This is a genomic window from Neobacillus vireti (assembly GCF_036962465.1).
Lineage (GTDB): Bacteria > Bacillota > Bacilli > Bacillales > Cytobacillaceae > Neobacillus > Neobacillus vireti_B.
Genome location: NZ_JBALNF010000025.1, coordinates 176,298 through 195,529 on the forward strand (window position 1 = coordinate 176,298; position 19,232 = coordinate 195,529).

General features: G+C 38.9%; 21 protein-coding genes and 1 riboswitch. Of the genes, 14 read left to right on the plus strand and 7 right to left on the minus strand.

What is annotated here, in order from left to right:
- Positions 1-504 precede the first annotated feature (504 nt).
- Entirely contained in the window at positions 505-2,148 is a 1,644-nt protein-coding gene (locus V7077_RS11355; RefSeq protein WP_335501470.1) for a M4 family metallopeptidase, read from the plus strand.
- A gap of 425 nt (positions 2,149-2,573) precedes the next feature.
- Here V7077_RS11355 and V7077_RS11360 read toward each other — a convergent pair whose 3' ends face one another.
- A complete protein-coding gene (locus tag V7077_RS11360) occupies positions 2,574-3,062 on the minus strand; it encodes a nucleoside deaminase (protein WP_335501473.1) in 489 nt (162 codons plus the stop codon).
- A 131-nt stretch (positions 3,063-3,193) separates the two neighbouring features.
- Here V7077_RS11360 and V7077_RS11365 point away from each other — a divergent pair, with 131 nt between their 5' ends.
- The 6 genes from V7077_RS11365 (at position 3,194) to V7077_RS11390 (ending at position 6,993) form a co-directional block, all read left to right on the plus strand.
- Positions 3,194-3,484: a hypothetical protein gene (locus tag V7077_RS11365; RefSeq protein ID WP_335501476.1), complete on the plus strand. Its 291-nt coding sequence runs from the start codon at positions 3,194-3,196 to the stop codon at positions 3,482-3,484.
- Between the two features lie 212 nt (positions 3,485-3,696).
- The gene (locus tag V7077_RS11370) at positions 3,697-3,918 is read left to right on the plus strand and encodes a hypothetical protein (protein ID WP_335501478.1); all 222 of its coding nucleotides are present in this window, start codon (positions 3,697-3,699) and stop codon (positions 3,916-3,918) included.
- A 158-nt stretch (positions 3,919-4,076) separates the two neighbouring features.
- Entirely contained in the window at positions 4,077-4,784 is a 708-nt protein-coding gene (locus V7077_RS11375; protein WP_335501480.1) for an MBL fold metallo-hydrolase, read from the plus strand.
- Between the two features lie 15 nt (positions 4,785-4,799).
- Positions 4,800-5,372: a TetR/AcrR family transcriptional regulator gene (locus tag V7077_RS11380; RefSeq protein ID WP_335501483.1), complete on the plus strand. Its 573-nt coding sequence runs from the start codon at positions 4,800-4,802 to the stop codon at positions 5,370-5,372.
- An 89-nt stretch (positions 5,373-5,461) separates the two neighbouring features.
- A complete protein-coding gene (locus V7077_RS11385) occupies positions 5,462-6,070 on the plus strand; it encodes an exonuclease domain-containing protein (RefSeq protein WP_335501484.1) in 609 nt (202 codons plus the stop codon).
- A gap of 125 nt (positions 6,071-6,195) precedes the next feature.
- Complete coding sequence (locus V7077_RS11390; protein ID WP_335501487.1) at positions 6,196-6,993, plus strand: endonuclease/exonuclease/phosphatase family protein; 798 nt, start codon at positions 6,196-6,198, stop codon at positions 6,991-6,993.
- 155 nt (positions 6,994-7,148) lie between these two features.
- Here the strand turns inward: V7077_RS11390 and V7077_RS11395 are convergent, their stop codons facing one another.
- The 3 genes from V7077_RS11395 to V7077_RS11405 form a co-directional block, all read right to left on the minus strand.
- Positions 7,149-7,571: a VOC family protein gene (locus tag V7077_RS11395; RefSeq protein ID WP_335501700.1), complete on the minus strand. Its 423-nt coding sequence runs from the start codon at positions 7,569-7,571 to the stop codon at positions 7,149-7,151.
- Between the two features lie 174 nt (positions 7,572-7,745).
- On the minus strand, positions 7,746-8,258 hold the full coding sequence (locus V7077_RS11400; protein WP_335501489.1) for a DinB family protein: 513 nt from the start codon (positions 8,256-8,258) through the stop codon (positions 7,746-7,748).
- A gap of 211 nt (positions 8,259-8,469) precedes the next feature.
- The gene (locus V7077_RS11405) at positions 8,470-9,009 is read right to left on the minus strand and encodes a QueT transporter family protein (protein ID WP_335501491.1); all 540 of its coding nucleotides are present in this window, start codon (positions 9,007-9,009) and stop codon (positions 8,470-8,472) included.
- Between the two features lie 6 nt (positions 9,010-9,015).
- Positions 9,016-9,060: riboswitch (PreQ1 riboswitch) on the minus strand.
- Between the two features lie 150 nt (positions 9,061-9,210).
- Between V7077_RS11405 and V7077_RS11410 the strand changes: the two genes are divergently transcribed.
- The 6 genes from V7077_RS11410 (at position 9,211) to mgrA (ending at position 16,622) form a co-directional block, all read left to right on the plus strand.
- Positions 9,211-9,705, plus strand: a complete 495-nt coding sequence (locus V7077_RS11410; RefSeq protein ID WP_335501493.1) for a hypothetical protein — start codon at positions 9,211-9,213, stop codon at positions 9,703-9,705.
- A 177-nt stretch (positions 9,706-9,882) separates the two neighbouring features.
- Positions 9,883-10,716 (plus strand): BglG family transcription antiterminator LicT, encoded by an 834-nt coding sequence (gene licT, locus V7077_RS11415; RefSeq protein WP_335501495.1) that lies wholly within the window; start codon positions 9,883-9,885, stop codon positions 10,714-10,716.
- Positions 10,717-11,078: 362 nt separating this feature from the next.
- On the plus strand, positions 11,079-12,944 hold the full coding sequence (locus V7077_RS11420) for a beta-glucoside-specific PTS transporter subunit IIABC (RefSeq protein ID WP_335501497.1): 1,866 nt from the start codon (positions 11,079-11,081) through the stop codon (positions 12,942-12,944).
- 73 nt (positions 12,945-13,017) lie between these two features.
- Positions 13,018-14,448 carry a glycoside hydrolase family 1 protein gene (locus tag V7077_RS11425; protein ID WP_335501499.1) on the plus strand — a complete coding sequence of 477 codons (1,431 nt, stop codon included), beginning with the start codon at positions 13,018-13,020 and terminating at the stop codon, positions 14,446-14,448.
- 484 nt (positions 14,449-14,932) lie between these two features.
- Positions 14,933-15,526 carry a hypothetical protein gene (locus V7077_RS11430; RefSeq protein ID WP_335501501.1) on the plus strand — a complete coding sequence of 198 codons (594 nt, stop codon included), beginning with the start codon at positions 14,933-14,935 and terminating at the stop codon, positions 15,524-15,526.
- Positions 15,527-15,629: 103 nt separating this feature from the next.
- A complete protein-coding gene (mgrA, locus tag V7077_RS11435) occupies positions 15,630-16,622 on the plus strand; it encodes an L-glyceraldehyde 3-phosphate reductase (RefSeq protein ID WP_335501503.1) in 993 nt (330 codons plus the stop codon).
- 33 nt (positions 16,623-16,655) lie between these two features.
- On the opposite strand, the gene V7077_RS11440 is transcribed toward mgrA, so the two are convergent.
- Entirely contained in the window at positions 16,656-16,970 is a 315-nt protein-coding gene (locus V7077_RS11440) for a DMT family transporter (RefSeq protein ID WP_335501505.1), read from the minus strand.
- Positions 16,971-16,972: 2 nt separating this feature from the next.
- Positions 16,973-17,323: a DMT family transporter gene (locus tag V7077_RS11445; protein ID WP_335501507.1), complete on the minus strand. Its 351-nt coding sequence runs from the start codon at positions 17,321-17,323 to the stop codon at positions 16,973-16,975.
- Positions 17,324-17,488: 165 nt separating this feature from the next.
- Between V7077_RS11445 and V7077_RS11450 the strand changes: the two genes are divergently transcribed.
- The gene (locus V7077_RS11450) at positions 17,489-17,881 is read left to right on the plus strand and encodes a globin (RefSeq protein WP_335501509.1); all 393 of its coding nucleotides are present in this window, start codon (positions 17,489-17,491) and stop codon (positions 17,879-17,881) included.
- 48 nt (positions 17,882-17,929) lie between these two features.
- On the opposite strand, the gene V7077_RS11455 is transcribed toward V7077_RS11450, so the two are convergent.
- Positions 17,930-19,228: an ABC transporter substrate-binding protein gene (locus V7077_RS11455; protein ID WP_335501512.1), complete on the minus strand. Its 1,299-nt coding sequence runs from the start codon at positions 19,226-19,228 to the stop codon at positions 17,930-17,932.
- Between the last annotated feature and the right edge of the window lie 4 nt (positions 19,229-19,232).

Consider the following 19,232-nt stretch of genomic DNA (forward strand, 5'->3'; position numbering starts at 1 on the left):
ATGATCAACGAAAGGGTGTAATTCATGTACTTCCTCTATTGGTTTCTTAAATGTGGATGGCTGCTGTTCATTATTTTTATTGGAAATATTTATTTAAGCCGTTTGGGCTTTTGGTCTATCATTATTTGCATCGCTGTCTTTTTGGCTGGGAATCTTTTGATTAATAAAAGCATGGAAAGGTTCATTTTATCGAGGAGGAAATAGAGGTTAAGTGTGTTTTTTTAGAGTATACCTATTCTAACTCATTAGTAAAAGTGGAGGCTTTTTTTTAAAAAAGAAAGAGAATCGAAGAAAATTTGAAGGATTCATTAATGGAATCTATGAATTATATTAATTTTCCCAACGTTAGCAAATATCAGTTCAAGGATTTTTAATAGAATTTCAAGAAATGACAGTTGATTAGCTTGTTTCTGATCACTTTTTTCCCAATTATGCGGTCGATATTACCGTGATATGATGTTTTTGCACCCCAAAAAACATATATAATTAGGAGGCTGGGAAACGATGAAGAAGAGAACATCTATCATGCTAGCATTAGGTTTAACGGTTGGGTCAGTATTGCCGATAACAGCTGCGGCCAACACTACTCCGTATAATGTTACTGCTTCTAAGGATGCGAGTCAGTTTGGCAAGGATGCAAAGGTAACGTGGAAAAAAGGGCAAACCGTTCCCTCCTTCGTCCATGGTAAATTATCTACTAAGGTCTATAAAGATCAAGCATCCGTAAAGCAATTTTTAAAAGATAATAAGTCGCTATATCAATTGGATGCCGATAAAGATTTAACATTGCTGGATGTTCAGACCGACGAGCTCGGCAGCAAGCATTATAATTTTGTTCAATCTGTGCAAGGTATTCCGGTGGATGGGGCCAAATTCAAAGTGCACACCGATAAAAATGGTATTATTACAGCGATTAATGGAGATGTATTTCCAGCCGCATCCAACTATTTCAAGGGGAACCTGAAAGCTCAGCTGACTAAGGACGCTGCACTCGACAAAGCTTGGAAATCTATTCATTTAACAAAAGAGGAAACATTAACCAATGCCGAGGCAGGACCAACCGGTACGAAATTTGAAGATACCGTGGAAAAGGCGGAATTGGTCGTTTATAAAAAAGAAAATGACTTCTATCTGGCCTATAAAACTAACCTGCAATTCATCCAGCCATATGGGGCTAACTGGGTAGTATATGTTGATGCTGTAAATGGGAATGTGCTAGATTCATATAATGCTGTTGCGGATGGTGCTACAACAGGATCGGGATATGGCGTATTAGGGGACTATAAAACGCTGAATACCTATTATTCAAACAGCACTTATTATTTATATGATGTAACAAAGCCGATGTCAGGAGTAATTGAAACAAGAACTGCACAAAGCCGAACCGTATTACCGGGAAATTACTCAGTGGATGCCGATAATCAATTCAATGCAGTTTCCCAAGGCGCTGATGTCGATGCTAACTACTATGCCGGTAAAGTCTACGATTATTACAAAAATACGTTTAATCGTAATAGTTTTGATAACAATGGCGCAACGATTCGTTCTTCGGTACACTACAGCCGCAATTACAATAATGCCTTCTGGAATGGTTCACAAATGGTATATGGCGATGGTGACGGTGTAACCTTTAGAGCTTTGTCTGGTGCTCTGGATGTTGTTGCCCATGAATTAACACATGCTGTTACGGAAAGAACGGCAGGGTTGGATTATTTGAATCAATCGGGGGCCTTGAATGAGTCGATCTCCGATACGTTTGGGGTATTCCTAGACAAGGGAGATTATTTAATCGGTGAAGATGTTTACACACCAAGTAAATCAGGCGATGCGCTCCGCAGTTTATCCAATCCAACTCTTTATGGACAGCCTGACAATATGAGCAACTTTGTCAACACTACTTCTGATAATGGCGGAGTGCATACGAATAGTGGGATCCCTAATAAAGCTGCTTATTTAACGATTTCCAGCTTGGGAACATCTGTTGCGGAAAAAATTTACTATCGTGCGCTTACCGTATATCTAAATCCGCAAAGTAACTTCAGCGATGCACGGGCCTCACTGCTTGCCGCCGCTGCAGACCTATACGGCACAGGCAGCACCCAATACAACGCGGTTGCCTCTGCTTGGAACCAAGTAGGAGTTTACTAAAATAATAGAAACAAAGGGCCAGGCATCACATATTGTGGTGGCTGGCTTTTTGTATGTGAGGATAGTAGAAATGGTGACAGGCACCAGCTGCTATTTTTATGTTAGGACAAAAAAAATAGATTGGTGCCGGCACCAATCCAAAATGGGAAGTTTTAAGAAATGAGCTCCTTCGAACTTATTTCCTAATTAAGTTACTCTTATAATAGTGAAAACTTGTGTAGAAAATACGGGGAAGTTATGTGGAAGTTGTGAAGATTAGGTTCTGAAGACAAAAAAATAGACTGGTGGGTTCACCAATCAAATTATGGGAAGTTTTAAGAAATGAGTTCATCGAACTATTTCCTAAATAAGTTACCTTAATCATAAGAAAAACATATGAAGAAGTTATGCAGAACTTATGTGGAAGTTGTGAAGATTTTTACTGTCTAGGATGGTTTTTGACCATTTAAAACGACCTCGGCCATAAACGGAGAATAGCTCTTTAATAATAGTTTAGATTCTTCCGCTAAAGTACCGCCAACATATTGGTGCAATCGTTTCTTGATATAGGGGACATTCTCAATAAATTGATCCATCTCCATATACTTATCATTAATTGAAAAAACAACTTGTCGGATATTTGCCATTACAATTGTGGATAAACACATCATGCAGGGTTCGACCGTCGTATAGAGAATACATTCACCGGCATGTTTCCGTAAAAAGGCAGCGCATTGATTCATTGCGTTTATTTCAGCATGTGCCAGCTCACTATCCATTGTGTTAATTCTATTGGAACCTCTAGCAATAATTAGGCCATTGTGGACAATCACGGACCCAATTGGACGGTCACCTCTTTTCCCAGCTTCCTCCGCTTCCTTTAAAGCCTCCCGCATAAAAAAAGAATGGTCAAAATCATGGAAATTGGCTATCAATCATTTTCCCTCCTTACCAAGTTTTCATTAGCTTAACTTTAACATCTCTAGCTCAGTTATGGGCATTTATCTATTCCGATTTCAAAGTATAGACATACACTGTTTACAGCAAGATTAAAGGAGGGAATTGAATGGAGGAAAGACAATTTGGGGTTCCTGGTCAAACATATCATCATGGCCATGGAGGCTATTATCCAGGTCAGGGTTATCATCACGGTCATGGTGGTTATTATCCTACGCCAGTAGGGTATCCAGGTCATGGATATCATCATGGTCATGGCGGTTATTATCCGGGACATGGTTATCATCATGGCCATGGAGGCTATTATCCAGGCTACGGCTACCACCATGGTCATGGAACCTATTATCCAGGCCAGGGATATCACCATGGCCATGGCACTTATCAACCAGGCCAAAGATAAAAAAGCCTTAAAAACAAACACGGTTAACAAGGTAAAAAAAGTGCCTGACACCCTTTGGGTGTCAGGCACCTTTTTTACCTTTGGGTAGTTGTGTTTATTAAAAAATGCCATATAATAGAATTATCAGTGTTCACAAAATTGTCGAAAATTCAATATTAGTAGTGTATAAATAGAAATAAGCATAGCGGACAGAAAAATGGAGGGATTGCTCAATGGTAAAAGCAGCAGTTGCAGGTGTCATTGGTTTTGTACTTATTTTTATCGAATCAATGATCGTAATGAAATTAAAAGGCTATGAAACGATTGAATACGGAGGCATTGCTCCTTTTATTAATGTCTGGGCAATGAATTTCTTTTTTGTTTATGCTATTCTTACACAGCTTACAAATTGGTATGTAAACCATCAAGAACTTAATGAGGATAATAGCTTTTAGAAGTCTACACCATGTCTGGAGAAATAAGATAAGCAGCTCATCTCAATTTGAGAAGGGCTGCTTTTTTTTATTTCAAAAAACTGGAATTAGCACTTGATAAAATTAATGGTATTAGTTAAAATAAAACTAATGATATTAGTTTTAGGGGGATGAGTTAAATGAGACTATTAAAAAAAGGATATGTTTATCAAGTCACATTTATGGCACGTTTTTTTCCGGTTAATTGCTATTTGGTGGAGGAAGAGGATGGGTTAACGTTAATCGATGCGGCCCTAGGATTTTGTGCAAAGGGAATATTACAGGCTGCTGAGCGAATCGGAAAACCCATTACTAAGATTGTACTAACACACGCTCACGAAGACCATGTGGGTGCACTTGATGCAATTAAATTGGCAAACCCAGAAGTACCTGTTTATATCTCATCCCGTGACTACAGACTAATGAATAATGATCGTTCACTTGATCACCATGAAGATCAAACGCCGATAAAAGGGGGAGTTCCGAAAGGCTTAAAAACTCGGGCTAATATTTTACTTAAGGAAGGGGATTTAGTTGGCTCATTAACAGCTATTGAGACACCGGGTCATACACCTGGATCGATGTCATTCTTCGATTTGCGGACTCAAGCCTTAATTGCCGGCGATGCCTTTCAAACAAGAGGCGGTATCGCGGTTGCTGGGGATATAAAGCCCTGGTTTCCATTCCCTGCTTTCGGTACTTGGAGTAAGAAAACGGCTTTAGCGAGTGCCAAGAAATTGCTTAGCTATCAACCAAAGCTGCTGGCGGTTGGCCACGGGGAAATGGTAGAGAATCCTAGTGCGGTGATGGAAAAAGCAGTGGAAGAATTTCAACGGAAAATCGGATAAAGGAGAAGAAACATCATGTCACCAAGACCGAAAGTCGGACTTGAATTGTCTGCCATTCTAGATACAGCGGGGGAAATTGCCGATCACCAAGGAATGTCTGAGGTTACTCTCGCAAACCTTGCGAAGAAATTAGGAATTCGCCCCCCTTCATTGTATAACCATTTTGATGGACTTCCTGGATTACGAAAAAAACTTGCTATTCATGGTATCGACCAATTATATGAGGAATTGGCAGCTGCCGCTAATGGGGCTGCGGGAACGGAAGCGGTTCTTGCTATGAGTAAGGCTTATGTTAATTTTGCCCGAAAACATCCCGGGATTTATGATGCCACCTTACTTGCTCCAAACCCGGAAGACGAGGAGGTACAAGAGGCCGGAGGGAAAATTGTTGACCTTTCGGTCCGTGTCCTGCAAAGCTATCATTTGCAGGGAGAGCAGGCTTTACACACTGTTAGAGGATTACGCAGTATTTTACATGGTTTCGCTGCTTTAGAGCAAAAGGGTGGTTTTAAAATGAAGTTGGATTTGGATGATAGTCTGAACATCATTATTCAAGCATTTCTTAAGGGAATGGAGAGCAGCAATTAGTATCATAATTACATGCCAAACAATGGTAATGTTTTAATTGTTAGAGCTTTGATATAATGGGGATAACTTTACTTTAAGGAATGATCAGTATGCAAAGATCGGAACAATATGGGTTAATATTGGATGTTGAAACAACCGGCTTGGGACCGACAAAAGACGAAGTAATTGAACTTGCTCTTAAGTTATTCACTTACCGGAGGGAAACGGGAGAAATCATCGAAATAATCGAGGAAGATTCTTTTTTACGTGAGCCCCTTTCAAGGACTGCCCGGAACAATTATGATACTGCCTTTCGTGTCCATGGAATTCCTTATGAATTAGTAAAAGGGAAAAGCTTCTATGATGTGAAAATTAAAACTTATTTCCATCGTGCCGATACGGTGTTTGCTCATAATGCATCTTTTGACCGCAGCTTTTTGTACCATATGTATCCTGAAGTCAATGAACTAAAGTGGTATTGCACGATGAGAAATATTCCTTGGAAAAACTATGGATTTCCAAATGGAAAACTCCTGACTTTATTACAGGCACATGATATCACAGATTATCAAACACATAGAGCGCTCGATGATATTACATATCTACTGGATCTGCTTAAGAAAACAAGCCCGAAAGGCAACCTCTATCTCCAAGAAGTCCTCGAAAAAGGGCCTATGAGAAAATACCAGCCAGCCGCTGCCCGTACCAAACTAGGCTAAAAATTGGTGCCTGACACCATTAATGGTATTATCACTATACCAATGTTGAAGGCTCATTAATTTATAACATGAAATTTGTATGCTAAAATATTCACTATGTTAAAATACATCGGGGTATGGTGATTATGAAACTCTTAACGTTAAACTGCCATTCTTGGCATGAGGAACATCAGCTTGACAAGATCGCACATTTAGCAGATACCATTATTGAAAATTCTTATGATGTTATTGCCTTGCAGGAGGTAAGCCAGTCAAGAAGTGAAGAGAATGTGGATGGGAAAGTAAAGAAGAATAATTACGTCTACATTTTGTTACTAGAACTTAAAAAGCGTGGCAATGACGAATACTCGATGGTATGGGATTTGACGCACTATATCAAAAATGGTACCTACGAAGAAGGGGTAGCTATCTTAACCAAACATCCAATCATTCGGCACCACTCTTTTTTTGTATCTCAAAGTGAGGATTATGCAGTAAACTGGAAAACAAGAAGAATTATCGGAGCAACGATTAAGTACAAGGACATACCTTATACCTTTTATTCTTGTCATATGGGCTGGTGGCATGATGAAGTGGAACCTTTTAAGGCACAGGCTGACAAGATGTTCAAGAAAATGAATTGGGATGAACATTTCTTCCTAATGGGGGATTTCAACAATGATGTTTCTCTTAAGGAAGAAGGGTACGAGTATTTGTTAAGTCATGGTCTTTATGATACATACACTCAAGCAAAGAAAAAGGATGAAGGAATTACCGTTAAAGGAAAAATCGCCGGCTGGAGCAATAATAAGCAAGACCTTCGTATTGATTTAATCTTAACGAATCAACCAGTACAAGTAGATTTTTCAAAAGTAATCTTTAACAATTACAATAAAATGGTGGTATCTGACCATTATGGTGTGGAGGCAAAGGTTAACTTATAAACCTATTAGTAATTTACTGATTTTTGAATGACCAAGGGATAAAAACAAAAAAACGGCTTCGCTGCATAAGGTTGCATGCGAAGCCGATTTTTGTTGCTCTCCTTCTATGTATAGTAACCTTATGCTGGATATCCGTATAGGGAAGTATCAAAAGGTTATCTGCCTTCAGTGAAAACTTGAAAAGAAACACCGAACTTATCCGTAACACTGCCGTATGCTGGGCTAAAGAAGGTTTCTTGCAGCGGCATACCCACTTGTCCGCCTTCCTTTAATGCATCAAAGAACCTATGCGCCTGATCAGCATCATTTGTGGATATACAGATGGTAACCTGATTTCCGCTCTGATGTGGTTGGCCAGGGAAGGTATCAGACAGCATAAGGTCTGTTTCACCAATTTTAATGGTTGCATGACTAACACGATCCTTTGCCTCAGCTGGCAATGGAAATTCAGGGTTCTCTGGCATTTCACCGAATGATTGGCTGAATAGAACCTGAGCATCTAAGGCATTTTGGTAAAATTCAATTGCTTCTTTTGCATTACCATTCATTACTAAATAGGGAATCAAACGTAATGACATCATAAATCAGCTCCTTGATTAATTAGTGGACTTCACTTTCCATCTAACAGGAAACAACATTGGCATGAACAAAGATAAGTGAAACAACACAATTCCTATTCTTACCAATATTTTAATTATAAAACAAGGAACAGATGTTCGCAATAGTAATAATGGTGCCTGACACCAATATTACTATAAGTACCGTTCATTTATTATATTGAGGTGGTGGAGTGCGTGGCCTGCGATGATGTAGGCGAGGGCACGTGTTGTAATATCGGAATTGTTGGCAACGCCAATTCTCTCCCAAGCTTCTTCTGGCATATTGTTGACGAGTGTAATGGTAGCTTTACGTACAGCTGTGAAGTCTTCAATGATTTGTTTAACAGACAATATATTAAAGTTAGATGCAGCTATGTAATCATTCTCGTTGAAACCAGCAAGTGGTGTTTGATCGCCGCGGCCCACTCTCAGCAGACGATAGCTCATGATCCGTTCCGTGTCAGTTATATGACCAAGAACTTCTTTGAGGCTCCACTTCCCTGGAGCATAACGAGATTGTCCAGCTTCCTCGGATAAATCTTCAGCCAAGGAAACCAATTTCTCCAAATTCTCTTTCAATGTTACCAATAAGTCCCCATCTGGAACCAAATTTACATAGGGCAGGTAATACTCCGGAAATTCACTTACACTTGGACGTTGAATCATCGCAAATTTTCCCCCTCTAGTCTTAAGAATTAATTTTTAAGGCTTTATCCACCTAATTGTATTTACCGACTTGCACCATTATTATAATTTTTCAAAAATTAATTTGCCATCTATCTGCCTATTTTAGAAAATGGTTTATTACTTCACCATAAAATAATCTCTAATCAAAAAAAAAGAGCTGCCGCAAAAAGCAGCAACACTCCGTTTACCGTTATACCATTTTTTCAAAATGGATCCGTTTATTGAGTACATACATGACTGGCATTCCAACAGCCATTACAACAAATTCACCAACAGCGGTTGTCAGCCATGTGAATAGGAAGGGCAAGTCAAATGCTAAATGCAGTTCAAGCGCTATGAAGAACATCGTGACCGTGAAAACAAGGGTGTTGACGATCATTCTAGCCCAAATTCTGTTAATAAACCGAGAACACAAAATCGTAATCACTAAAGCAATCACCGATTGTCCTACTCCAAAAATTAAATCATAAGCCTTCATTGGCGAGAAAAATAAATTCGTCAAAAATACCCCTAAAACAATCCCATAAATATACTTTCTGTTAAAAACAACTAAGTGATTAAACATTTCCGATACACGAAACTGTACCTGAGTAAACCCAAACGGTTGAATCAACGCTGAAACTGCAATATACAGCGCTGCAACAATGCCATTTACGACGATTCCTTGCACATTGCTGTGCCCTCTGCCTGTTGTGGCATTTGTATTGGCCGACTGCGCAGATTTTTCCATATTCATTTCTCCTTAGTTTTTTTACGTGGGAGGTTCTCGAACCACGTTAAATTAGAATACTTGCAAACTAATATATTATTATAAAAATAAACATGAGTCAATGACATTATTTTGAGATAACAATGTAGTATTATTTTCCAAAATAGTAAATAATACCACTGAGTACTGTGCATATTAAAAATAAAAAAGGAATGGCTATAAATGAAATATAATAAAATGTTTTTACTCGTGTTAATGCTAGTACCATGGCTGTCGGTACCAATGCTCGGAAAAAGAAACTTTAAACGCTTTTTACCAGCAGCCTTTTTTATGATGGTCTGGATAGCTGTAGAAAGCATAATGGCTAAAAAAAGAGTCTGGTGGAAATTTTATGAAAAACTAATTCCCAATACAATGGGGGAATTGCCGTTCCTTTTAGGACCGTTTATGATTGGTTCGATTTGGATTTTAAAATTTACATTTGGAAACTTTTTTCGCTATCTAATTGTGAACTTGGTCACGGACTTTTTATTTGTCTATCCCGGCATGTATGTATTAAAGAGAATGGGTATTATCTCTCTCGTTCGAATGAAACATTATCAAATGGGAATCTTGTTTATGGCCAAATCCGTCCTTATGTACGGATTTCAATATATGGTTGAAAAAATACGCAGGAAGCCCAAATCATTAATCCAACAACTCCTCCCTAAAAAGTGACAAGTGCTGATTTTCCTATTTGGCATCCTTTTATTATTGCTTGTCTTCTAAATTGATGTTAAGATTTTATTAATTTAATTTTAATATTATAGGATTGTAACTGTTAAATCAGGCAAAACCTAAGACTAATGCCATTATCGTTAGTTTTGGGTTTTTATTTTTTTAGAGGTGATTGACATGAAAATCGCAAAAGTAATTAATAACAATGTCATCAGTGTCATCGATGCCCATAATAAAGAACTTGTTGTTATGGGCAGAGGCATTGCGTTTCAAAAAAGACCAGGTGACCTTGTGGACGAAACAAAGATCGAGAAAACGTTTAAATTAGATAATAAGGATGTCTCGGAAAAGTTTAAAACACTATTGTATGATGTTCCGATGGAGTATATGGATGTTTCTGACCGTATTATTTCCTATGCGAAAGAGAGACTGGGGAAAAAATTAAATGACAGTATCTATGTTTCGTTAACGGATCATATCACCTTTGCGATTGAAAGAAGTCAAAAAGGTTTAATTATTTCAAATCCATTACTTTGGGAAATCAAACGAATATATGCTGACGAGTATGCGGTTGGTTTAAAGGCCATCACAAAGATAGAAGAGATGCTTGGGATTACTCTTCCCCAGGATGAAGCCGGCTTTATTGCCATGCATATTGTCAATGCAGAGTTAAACGAAGAGATGCCGAATGTCGTGAATATGACAAAATTAATTCAGGATATCTTAAATATCGTTAAATACCATTTCAAAATAGAGCTTGATGAGGAATCATTAAACTATTTCCGATTTCTTACCCATCTCAAATTTTTTGCACAGCGATTATATACTGATTCTCCTTACAACAACGAAGATGATTTTCTCTATGAGATGGTCAAAGAGAAGCAAAAAGAAGCCTTTGCCTGCGTACAGAAAATCCGCGATTTTATAAAAAAAACACATAACCATCAACTGACAAAAGAGGAAATGGCCTATCTAACCATTCATATTGAACGTGTGGTAAATAGATCTTAAAAAAATTCAGGAGAAAGCGTTGACAGGAAATGAAAGCGTGTGCTACTATGTGTTTACAAATTAATATTAATTTATTAGGATTGTTACTGATCAGCAGGCAAAACCTAAATTGTAGTGCCATAAACTCTTAGGGGTGTGGTGTACAATTTAGGTTTTTTTTATTCCCTAAGTCGAGTACTGTTGCGAGAACTGGCCAGAACTTTACAGTCGCTTCGGCAAGTATTACCTAATTTAATATAGTTAAAATAGGATTGTTACTGGTATTGCAGGCAAAACCTAAGGAGCACGGGTGGGGACCATTTGATCGATTCCATCTCTTGTTACTTAGGTTATTTTTTTACAGAAAATCAGGAGGTCACACCATGGACTACAAAAAAACAGCTATAAGTATTGTAGAACTTGTCGGCGGTGAAGGAAATGTTCAGAATGTTATTCACTGTATGACGAGATTACGTTTCAATTTACAAGATAATAGTAAGGTCGACCGTAAAAATTTAGAAAAGGTTCCTGGAATTATGGGTACTAATATAAGCGGCGATCAGTTTCAAATTATTATCGGAAACGATGTTCCAAAGGTATATAACGCTATTTTAGAAAATAGCTCGATTAAGGCAGACAGCACTAGTAAGAAGTCTCAAAAAAATAAAAACCCATTAAATGCAATTTTTGATGTTATCTCTGGTGTATTCACACCGATCTTACCAGCGATTGCTGGTGCCGGTATGATTAAAGGAATACTTGCTATTGCCCTAACGTTTCACTGGCTTACAGCTACGAGTCAAATTTACACTATTTTAAATGCAATTGGTGATGGAGCGTTTTATTTCTTACCTATCCTGCTGGCAGTAAGTGCAGCTAGAAAATTTGGCAGCAACATTTACGTTGCAGCAGCAATAGGAGCAGCACTGTTACATCCAACAATAACAGCATTATTAAGTGCAGGTAAGCCGGTTCACTTCCTTGGTCTTCCTGTAACGGCGGTCACCTATTCTTCGACTGTTATTCCAATCCTGCTTGCCATCTGGATTGCAGCATATGTAGAAAAATGGGTTGACCGTATTATCCCTAGCATGTTTAAACTGATCTTCGTTCCAACATTAACATTACTAATTGTTGTTCCAGTTACTTTAATTGCGGTTGGCCCATTAGGTTCAATTATCGGAAACTGGCTTTCTGCAGGTGTAGGAGCACTATTTGATCACGCAGGTTTATTTGCAGGAGCTTTATTAGGTGGAACTTGGTCATTAATCATTATGACAGGTATGCACTATGCGTTTTTACCAATTGCAATGAACAATATTGCAACTAAAGGGTACGATGTTATTATGCCTTCGATGTTTATGGCAAACATGGGACAAGCTGGAGCAACATTTGCTGTATCATTACGTTCTAAAAACAAATCGTTTAAATCATTAGCAATGACTACTAGCTTAACTGCTGTTATGGGTGTTACCGAGCCGGCTATGTACGGTGTAAATATGCGCTTTAAGAAGCCATTTATTGGTGGACTTATCGGTGGAGCCGTTGGTGGAGCTTATTACAGCGCTCTTGGTGTAAAATACTTTATCCTTGGCGGTAATGCAGGGTTACCAGGATTAGCTTCTTTTGTAGGTGACACATTTGTCTGGGCAGCTTTAGGATTCCCAATTGCTTTCGCGGCTGGTGCAGTTGCAGCATTCTTTATGGGATTTGAGGATGTAGAAAGTGAAGAAGAGCAAGATACAACAACAGCGTCAGAAACTAACACAGTAGACACTAAGCCTGAATTAGTAGTAGCAGCAGAAAAAGTATTCAGCCCTTTAAAGGGAGAAGTAAAAGCATTAAGTGAAGTAAATGACCCAACGTTCTCTACTGGAATTATGGGTAAAGGGTTAGCCATCCAACCGCAGGAAGGAAAAGTAGTTTCTCCTGTCACTGGAAGAGTAACAACTATTTTTAAAACAAAGCATGCCATCGGTATTACAAGTGATAATGGAGCAGAAATACTAATCCATGTTGGTTTGGAAACAGTAAGACTAGAAGGAAAACATTTCACAGCATATGTGAAAGATGGCGACTTTGTTGAAGTGGGCCAAACACTTGTAACCTTCGATATGGGTGCCATTAAGGCAGAAGGATATGACTTAATTACACCAGTCATTATAACAAATCCTGACCGTTATCAAGCTATTGAACCAGTTAAACAAGGAAAAATTAATGCTCGTGAAGCATTCCTGGCATTACAGTAAAGTATAGATCGGGGGAATCTTAATTCCCCTGTCTCCAACATAAATACAATAATTCTTATATGAGGTGACTATAATGAGTAAATTTCCAGAAGGCTTTTTATGGGGCGGGGCAACCGCAGCCAACCAATTAGAAGGAGCATATCAAGAAGGTGGGAAAGGCTTAAATCTTGCTGATGTCCTTCCTGGAGGAAAAGTCCGCTTAGAACTTCTTATGAAGCCTGGTTTTAATTATGAAATAGAGCAAGATAAGTATCACTATCCAAATCACGAAGGAATCGATTTTTACCACCGCTATAAAGAAGATATTGCACTTTTTGCGGAGATGGGTTTTAAAGTATTCCGTATGTCAATTGCTTGGTCACGAATTTTCCCAAGAGGAGACGAAGAAACTCCAAATGAAGAAGGTTTAGCTTTTTACGACCGCGTTTTTGATGAGTTACACAAACATGGTATTGAACCAGTAGTAACTATTTCACACTATGAAACACCATTACACCTCATCAAAGAATATGGTGCTTGGAAAAATCGTAAACTAATAGGTTTCTTTGAGCGTTATGTAAGAACGATTTTTGATCGTTATAAAAATAAAGTAAAGTATTGGATGACTTTTAACGAGATTAATGGAGCAACACATTTCCCGCTTTTCGGCTTAGGTTTCTCTGCCTCAAGTGAAGAAGCGCGTTTACAAGAAAGTTTCCAAGGATTACATCATCAATTTGTAGCTAGTGCCTTAGCTGTGAAAATTGGACACGAAATCATTCCTGGTTCACAAATTGGCTGTATGCTTGTATATGCTCCAGTTTATGCTTTCGATAGCAATCCTGATAATGTTATGTATGCTTTAAGAGAAGAACAAATTTTTAACTATTATTGTGGGGATGTCCAAGTTCGTGGTGAATATCCTGCATTTGCCAAACGTTATTTTGAGGAGAATGCTATTAAATTAGATATTCAAGAAGGCGATTTGGAGATTATTAAAGAAGGTACGGTTGATTACATCGGATTTAGTTATTACATGTCCCGTACTGAAAAGAAACAAAAAGAGAACGAAGAAGGTGCATCTGGTAACATCATCGGCGGTGTGAAAAATCCTTTCCTTAAAGCAAGTGATTGGGGCTGGGAGATTGATCCAGAGGGTCTTCGCATCTCATTAAACAAACTTTATGACCGTTATCAAGTACCTTTATTCATTGTAGAAAATGGTCTTGGGGCAAAAGATACAGTAGAAGCAGATGGTTCCATCAACGATGATTATCGGATTGATTATTTAAGAGACCATATTAAAGCGATGGGTGAAGCAATCAAAGATGGTGTTAACCTAATGGGATATACTCCTTGGGGCTGTATCGACCTAGTGAGTGCATCTACTGGAGAAATGTCCAAGCGTTACGGATTCATTTATGTTGATCGACACGATGACGGCAGCGGATCATTAGAACGCAGCAAGAAAAAATCCTTCTTCTGGTATAAAGATGTGATTGCCACTAATGGCGAACAACTTTAATCCAAAGTATGCCGGAAAGCATTAGTTGCTTCCGGCTTTTTATATTTTAAATTGAAAAATCAAGTGTATCGGGGGGGCCATAACCCCTGAAGGACAGGGCACGATTGGAATTCGACAGATAAGAAGGGTTCATAACCCCCGAAGGACAGGGCACGATTGGAATTCGGCAGATAAGAAAGGTCCATAACCCCTGAGGGCCAGAGTACGAATGGATTTCGACAGATAATAAGAGTTCATAACCCCTTAAGGCCAGAGTACGAGTGGATTTCGACAGATAAGAGGGCTTCATAACCCCCGAAGGACAGGGCACGAATGGATTTCGACAGATAAGAGGAGTTCATAACCCCTGAAGGCCAGAGTACGAATGGTTTTCGACAGATAAGAGGGCTTCATAACCCCTGAAGGCCAGAGTACGAATGGTTTTCGACAGATAAGAAGGGTTCATAACTCCCGAAGGACAGGGCGCGAATGGATTTCGACAGATATGAGGGGTTCACAATCTCCCCAGCTTTGTTTAGACGGAGAGGCAGAAGATCAGGCATATCCTGGTCTTGTAAAAGAATGGAAGGAATATCGCTTTCAAGCATACGAAATGCTTGGGGAAATGGAGAAGCAAAGGGAGTTAGCAAGGGAGCTTTTATTTAAAAATGAATTTAAATACTATCAAAAGTTAAAAGAGTTATATCCCACAAGTGAATGGGAATCCATTTTACAAGGAATTGTTGATGAATTTGGCCGGCAGAAATACCAGCCTTCTACGTATGTATCAATTTTAATACAGGAGAATTTGAAAGCAGAGCTTTTGCGCTATTGTCAGCAAAATCACTTGGTAATTACGGAATATTATCCATATATAATTAAGGATTATCCTAATGAAGTTAACGATGTGTTTTCTCAATATATTAATCAATCAGCAGATGAAGCGACTGATCGAAAAAAATACCGGAAAGTCTGTGCCATGATTAAATCGTATAAAAAAGCTTGCGGGCCAATGGCTTCCCACCATCTAATTACGGAGTTAAGGGAAAAACATAAAAGAAGACCAGCGTTCTTAGAGGAATTAGCGAGGATAAGGTAGGGGTGAAAATAGACTTTAGTTGCCAAGCAACAATCCTTTAGAAATAAACCCAAGTCGATTATAATAGTGGAAGGGTTTACATAAGAAAAGTGAGGGGATTACTTTGGTTTACCAAGCAGCAGAAAATCGTTACGAAACCATGAAATACAATCGAACTGGCCGCTCCGGGTTATTGCTTCCGGCTATATCTTTGGGACTCTGGCATAATTTTGGCGGCGTCGATACATACGAAAATGGCAGGGACATGCTGAGAAGAGCCTTTGATTTAGGAATTACCCACTTCGATTTAGCCAATAATTACGGCCCGCCAGCAGGTTCTGCGGAAGAAATGTTTGGCCGTATGTTAAAGACAGATTTCGCTCCTTATCGTGATGAAATGGTCATTTCAACAAAAGCAGGCTATTATATGTGGCCTGGTCCATATGGAGATTGGGGTTCCAGGAAATATCTAATCTCTAGCTTAGATCAAAGTCTCAAACGAATGGGCCTTGATTATGTAGATATTTTTTACTCCCATCGTCTGGATCCGAATACACCAATTGAAGAGACCATGACTGCTTTAGACTCGATTGTCCGTCAAGGCAAAGCGCTCTATGTTGGTATTTCTAATTACGGTGCCGAGCAGACCACTGAAGCCATTAAAATCTTGAATCAGTTAGGTACACCGCTGCTAATCCATCAGCCTAAATATTCGATGTTTAACAGATGGATTGAAGATGGATTGCAGGATGTGTTACAAGAAAATGGAGTTGGCTCGATTGCCTTTAGTCCATTAGCACAAGGCTTGTTAACGAACAAATACTTAACAGGAATTCCAGCAGACTCCCGTGCAGCGAGTCCAACAGGATTCTTACAAAAAGAACATGTTACACCGGAAGTACTAGAACAAGTCCGGAAATTAAACGAAATGGCTGTTGAACGTGGTCAAAGCTTATCGCAGATGGCTCTTTCATGGGTATTACGCGGCGGAAAAGTGACAACTGTTTTAATTGGTGCGAGCCGTGTCAGCCAAATTGAAGAAAATGTTGCGGCTTTGAACAACCTTGACTTTACTGACGAAGAATTAGCAAGAATTGAAGATATCTTAAATAGCTAAAAAAAATCTGTCAGCGGCCTGCTGACAGATTTTTTAAGATAGGGCATTTAACCCTATGACCCCGATAATAATTAATACAACACTAAAAATACGTCCAGCGCTTTTAGATTCACCCAAAAGAAACATATTAATGAAAACAGCCCCAGCAGTTCCAATTCCAATCCAAACGGCATAGGCGATACTCAGTTGAAGAAACTGAAACGATCCATATAAAAAAGCAAGCGAGGTCCCGAATCCGCCAATATAAACAATTCCATTCCGAACATTCTTTTGCTGACTATACAATTTTAACCCAACAGCACCAATAACCTCACTGGCAGCAGCTAACAGAACTAATAACCAGCCCATCGTTATGCAGCCCCTTTCATGGCTGCTTTATCTTCCTTATTATCGGAAAGATTTAACCCAATTACACCAATAATAATGACGGAGATAAAAAAGGTTTCCCCCAGGCTGATGTTGCCGCCAAAAAGGAATACATCCATTAATACTGTACCAATCGTACCAACCCCAGCAAAAATAGCATATACCGTGCCTGTTGGGAGGGTTTCACAAGCTTTCGGGAGGATATGATAATCCCACAAAATGACAGCTATAACCAATGCCCACTGCCACCATGTATGTGCTGTGTTAAACCCGTAAACCCAGATCCATTCAAACACACAAGTTAAACCAACATAGAACCATGCTTTATTCATCATTTGCACCTCTTAGGAGAATAACCAGTTTATTTTAGAATACCATATTAAAATTAGGGTGGGCCTCATAACTACTTTCTATAGCAGTGATTTACATCACTATACTCTATTTAGTTTGCCTTTATTATTATGTAAATAGGGGAAAATTAATAGTGGATGGTGAGAAACATGGATTATAATTTTAAGTCATTATATAGTGAAATTGGCGGACAGGAAACGATTGATAAGCTAGTCAATGCATTTTATCCACGTGTTTATGCTGATCCAGTCCTAGCCCCACTTTTTCAAGGAGATATGGAAGAAATCAAACGAAAACAGCGTATGTTCTTACCGCAATTTTTAGGAGGTCCAGCACTTTATAGTCAAGAATTTGGTCCGCCGGCGATGAGAGCGAGACATCTTCCATTCGAAGTGACGCCAACAAGAGCTGAGCATTGGCTGCAATGTATGAAGGAGGCCTTCCAGGAAATTGGTCTTGATCAGAACCCTGCAGGAATAGCCTTTTATGAGCGATTAACGCAAGTAGCCGGCATCATGGTAAACACATCTGACAGTGAATAAAATAAAGGCTCTTCTCACAGCGAGAGGAGCCTTTAAAGATTTATAATCTTATTTTTTTAACTTAGCCCATGTTTCGTCAAGAGCTTTCATAGCTTCTTCTTTTGTTTTTTGACCGCCCACATATGCTTGTAGTGTTGCACCAAATTCTTGTCCGGCACCATCAGGATATTTCATAAACTGCCAAGAATACGTTTTTCCTTCTTTAGAGTACTTTTGAAGGTCAGCGCCTAGAGGTCCAATATCTTCTGCTTTAGCTTCAATTGTTTTAAAGGCAGGAACATATTTGAAATCTTTAACTAAAGCTGTCTTACCCTCTTCAGAAGTTACCATCCAATTTAAGAAATCTTTTGCAGCCTTTTTGTCTGCATTAGGTGCTTTGTTATAAACAACCCAGTTAGTTGGTACGTCAACCATTAATTTATCAGCTTGTGCCGCATCATCTGTAAGTGCTAGAGGAATAAAGCCGACCTCCATATTTGGACTTAACTTATCAAGCATTGGCTGAATCCAGTTACCTTGTTGAATCATGGCCGTTTCGCCATTAGCAAATTGAGTAACTTCTGTATTATAGTCAGTCGTTAATGGATTTTTGTTTCCATACTTAACTGTTAAATCAACAAGTTTAAAGTAGTCTTCAAAGTATTTGTTTCCTGCAATCTTAGATTTACCTTCATTTAAACCAGGGATAAAGTTTTCGTCATCTGCTTGTTGGTAAGCAAATGGTACGTTAAGACCATGGTTTGCTAATACCCACCATTCCGCGTAGCCAACGGAGAAAGGAGTGATTCCTGCAGCTTTAAGCTTCTTCGCAGCTGCTTCTAATTCTGAGTAGGTTTTAGGAAGTTCGGTAATACCTGCTTTTTCAAATAACTTCTTATTGTAAGCAAAACCGTAACCTTCCATGTTTACTGGCTGGCCATAGAGTTTTCCATCCATTGTCATTGGTTTTAATGCATCCTCATATGCATCCTTTACCCAAGGCTGGTCTGATAGATCTTCTAACTTATCCTTCCAAGTAATAGCTTCTTGGTATCCGCCGTTTCCAAAGATGTCAGGTGCTTTATTTGAAGCGAATTTTGCTTTAAGGGCTGCCGCACCATCAGCGCCGCCTCCGACTGATTCAATATTAAAAGTTACGTTTGGATGTTCTTTTGTATATTTATCTGTTAACGCTTTCAACTGATCTGCGATTTCAACCTTACCGTTAAAGATATCAACTACGACTTTACCATCTTTGCTGCCGCTGTCTTTTTTCGTTCCAGATGCGCTGTCACTGTTGCCGCAAGCTCCTAGAAGAAGTGAAGCTGATAAAATTCCCGCTGCGATTGAATATTTTTTAAATGCCATTTGT

What these genes read in the sequence shown, in the direction of transcription:
- V7077_RS11385 (WP_335501484.1), top strand. Translation starts at nt 5,462, where the DNA reads ATGCAAAGATCGGAACAATATGGGTTAATATTGGATGTTGAAACAACC.
- V7077_RS11355 (WP_335501470.1), top strand. Translation starts at nt 505, where the DNA reads ATGAAGAAGAGAACATCTATCATGCTAGCATTAGGTTTAACGGTTGGG.
- V7077_RS11455 (WP_335501512.1), bottom strand. Translation starts at nt 19,228, where the DNA reads ATGGCATTTAAAAAATATTCAATCGCAGCGGGAATTTTATCAGCTTCA.
- V7077_RS11365 (WP_335501476.1), top strand. Translation starts at nt 3,194, where the DNA reads ATGGAGGAAAGACAATTTGGGGTTCCTGGTCAAACATATCATCATGGC.
- V7077_RS11450 (WP_335501509.1), top strand. Translation starts at nt 17,489, where the DNA reads ATGGATTATAATTTTAAGTCATTATATAGTGAAATTGGCGGACAGGAA.
- V7077_RS11375 (WP_335501480.1), top strand. Translation starts at nt 4,077, where the DNA reads ATGAGACTATTAAAAAAAGGATATGTTTATCAAGTCACATTTATGGCA.
- V7077_RS11390 (WP_335501487.1), top strand. Translation starts at nt 6,196, where the DNA reads ATGAAACTCTTAACGTTAAACTGCCATTCTTGGCATGAGGAACATCAG.
- V7077_RS11430 (WP_335501501.1), top strand. Translation starts at nt 14,933, where the DNA reads ATGAGGGGTTCACAATCTCCCCAGCTTTGTTTAGACGGAGAGGCAGAA.
- V7077_RS11425 (WP_335501499.1), top strand. Translation starts at nt 13,018, where the DNA reads ATGAGTAAATTTCCAGAAGGCTTTTTATGGGGCGGGGCAACCGCAGCC.
- licT (WP_335501495.1), top strand. Translation starts at nt 9,883, where the DNA reads ATGAAAATCGCAAAAGTAATTAATAACAATGTCATCAGTGTCATCGAT.
- V7077_RS11410 (WP_335501493.1), top strand. Translation starts at nt 9,211, where the DNA reads ATGAAATATAATAAAATGTTTTTACTCGTGTTAATGCTAGTACCATGG.
- V7077_RS11380 (WP_335501483.1), top strand. Translation starts at nt 4,800, where the DNA reads ATGTCACCAAGACCGAAAGTCGGACTTGAATTGTCTGCCATTCTAGAT.
- V7077_RS11445 (WP_335501507.1), bottom strand. Translation starts at nt 17,323, where the DNA reads ATGATGAATAAAGCATGGTTCTATGTTGGTTTAACTTGTGTGTTTGAA.
- V7077_RS11405 (WP_335501491.1), bottom strand. Translation starts at nt 9,009, where the DNA reads ATGGAAAAATCTGCGCAGTCGGCCAATACAAATGCCACAACAGGCAGA.
- V7077_RS11440 (WP_335501505.1), bottom strand. Translation starts at nt 16,970, where the DNA reads ATGGGCTGGTTATTAGTTCTGTTAGCTGCTGCCAGTGAGGTTATTGGT.
- V7077_RS11400 (WP_335501489.1), bottom strand. Translation starts at nt 8,258, where the DNA reads ATGATTCAACGTCCAAGTGTAAGTGAATTTCCGGAGTATTACCTGCCC.
- V7077_RS11420 (WP_335501497.1), top strand. Translation starts at nt 11,079, where the DNA reads ATGGACTACAAAAAAACAGCTATAAGTATTGTAGAACTTGTCGGCGGT.
- V7077_RS11395 (WP_335501700.1), bottom strand. Translation starts at nt 7,571, where the DNA reads ATGTCATTACGTTTGATTCCCTATTTAGTAATGAATGGTAATGCAAAA.
- V7077_RS11370 (WP_335501478.1), top strand. Translation starts at nt 3,697, where the DNA reads ATGGTAAAAGCAGCAGTTGCAGGTGTCATTGGTTTTGTACTTATTTTT.